Below are 1,963 nucleotides of genomic sequence, written 5' to 3'. Positions count from 1 at the left end.
TCCGGCTGACCACGGGGGCGATCACCGGTCTCGTGGACCGGCTGGTGCGCTCGGGGCACGTCCGACGCGAGCCGGACTCCGCGGACCGCCGCCGGGTCCGCCTCGTCTGCCGGGAGCCCGGCCGCGAGGTCGCCGCCGAGCTGCTGTCCACATTGGCCGATCAGGCGGACCGGGTGGTGTCCCGGCTCTCGCCCGAGGAGCTCGCGGTCGTGGACCGGTTCATGGCGGAGGTCGCCGCGGCGACGGTGGGATTCCTCCGTGCCGTGGATTCCGGCGCCGCGGCCGCCGACCCGTCACGATGAGCGGGCCACTCAATTCGCAGGAATCCCGTCGTCTGGACAGATGTCCAGTTTTCCGGGGTGGTGAGCGATGTCCCGTATCGCGGATCACACTCTTGCTACTCTGGGTCCATCACCGCAGGTAGACGGCCTGCGCGATAGTCACTGAAAGTAATACGAATGGTACCGGGGGTTATCTCGACGACCGACACTCTCAGTATGCGGCCCGATCGGTCATGGGGTCGGATTCGCCCACTGAATTTGTCGGTCTCTCGTCTTGACGCACCAGGTACCGGTACTGAAACCTGGTCCTGTAACCGGTGCTCTCGCTCCCCGCGACATTCACTGAAGCGCCCTGCCGCCCTGCCCCCGCGGTGCGGGTGAGCCGCCGCGGCAGCCTCGTGCTGTCGGCGCGAGCGGCGCCGGGAGCGCTGAGCGACCGGTCGTGGAGTCACCGGCCTCGGGGGAGGAGAAGACGTGTCGACGGAGCTGCAGGCATCCCACGCGGGTGGACGGAACGAGTGTGGTCGGGGTGAGGAGTGGGGAGGTCCTTCGTGACCTCGTACCGGGAGGGCAATGCCGTCGACGCCGCTCCCGAGACCGCGCCGGGCGACGCGGCGGCGACCAGGGCCGGGGACCCGCAGGCCCACCCGCGTCCCACCGAGCAGGAGATCGTGGCGGGCCGGGTCGGCGAGCTGGTCCGGCGGCTCGGCGGGGAGGCGGGTCGGCTGGTGGAGCTGTTCGCCCGGAGCCGGGGGATGCGGACCAGCGACGTGCACGCCCTGACCTCGATCCGGCTCGCCGAGCTGCGGGACGACCCGGAGACCCCCGGCGACCTCAGCCAGGCGCTGCTGCTGACGTCGGGCGCGGTCACCGGCCTGGTGGACCGGCTGGTCCGCTCCGGCCACGTGATCCGGCAGCCGGACCAGGGCGACCGCAGGCGCGTCCGGCTGCGGTCCACCGTCACCGGCGCCGTGGTGGCGGGGGACCTGCTCGAGATGCTGGGCGCCCGCACCGGCGGCGTGGTCTCGGGGTACTCCCTGGCGGAGCTGACGGTCGTCGAGCGGTTCCTGATGGAGATCGTCGCGGCCACGACGGGGTACCTGTGGTCGTTGGAGGCCCCGCGCGTCGAGGAGTCCTAGAGTCGCCTCGACCACCGACGAAGGGGAGCCCCGCATGCCTCGCACCGCCCTGACCCTCGACGCTCCGGACGGCACGTGCGCAGCCACGCTGCACACACCGGAGGGGCAGGGCCCCTGGCCCGGAGTGATCATGTTCGTGGACGCGGGCGGCGTCCGGGACACCTTCCTCGACATGGCCGACCACCTCGCGGGCCTCGGCTACGCGGTCCTGCTTCCGGACGTCTACTACCGGCTCGGCGGGTTCACGCCCTTCGACATGGCGACCGTGTTCACCGAGCCCGCCGAGCGCGAGCGGCTGATGGCGATGGTGCACGGCCTGACCTCGGACATGGTCGCCGCGGACGCCGCCGCCTACGCCGAGACGCTCCTGGCCCGGCCCGAGGTCAGCGGCCCGACCGTCGGCACCACCGGCTACTGCATGGGCGGCCGCGCCTCGATGACGGCGGCGGGCGCGCTGGGGGCGACCGTCGGCGCCGCCGCGTCCTTCCACGGCTGGAGCTGCGTCCGCACGTCGCGACGGGCGAGACGGGCCTGCGGGCGCAC

At 72.4% G+C, this 1,963-nt stretch carries 3 protein-coding genes; all 3 read left to right on the top strand.

The annotated features are described in order from the left end of the window. Positions 1-302, top strand: a 302-nt coding sequence (locus tag H5J29_RS30705; protein WP_220188137.1) for a MarR family winged helix-turn-helix transcriptional regulator, incomplete at its 5' end; no start/stop codon positions are given. 530 nt (positions 303-832) lie between these two features. Beyond that, the gene (locus tag H5J29_RS30700) at positions 833-1,420 is read left to right on the top strand and encodes a MarR family winged helix-turn-helix transcriptional regulator (protein WP_181784442.1); all 588 of its coding nucleotides are present in this window, start codon (positions 833-835) and stop codon (positions 1,418-1,420) included. 34 nt (positions 1,421-1,454) lie between these two features. Beyond that, positions 1,455-1,963 (top strand): dienelactone hydrolase family protein (locus H5J29_RS30695; RefSeq protein ID WP_181784441.1); only part of this gene is annotated, 509 nt, incomplete at its 3' end.

This window comes from Pseudonocardia pini, assembly GCF_013870575.1.
Taxonomy (GTDB): Bacteria; Actinomycetota; Actinomycetes; order Mycobacteriales; family Pseudonocardiaceae; genus Pseudonocardia; species Pseudonocardia pini.
This window is presented reverse-complemented; position numbering and strand designations above follow the sequence as displayed.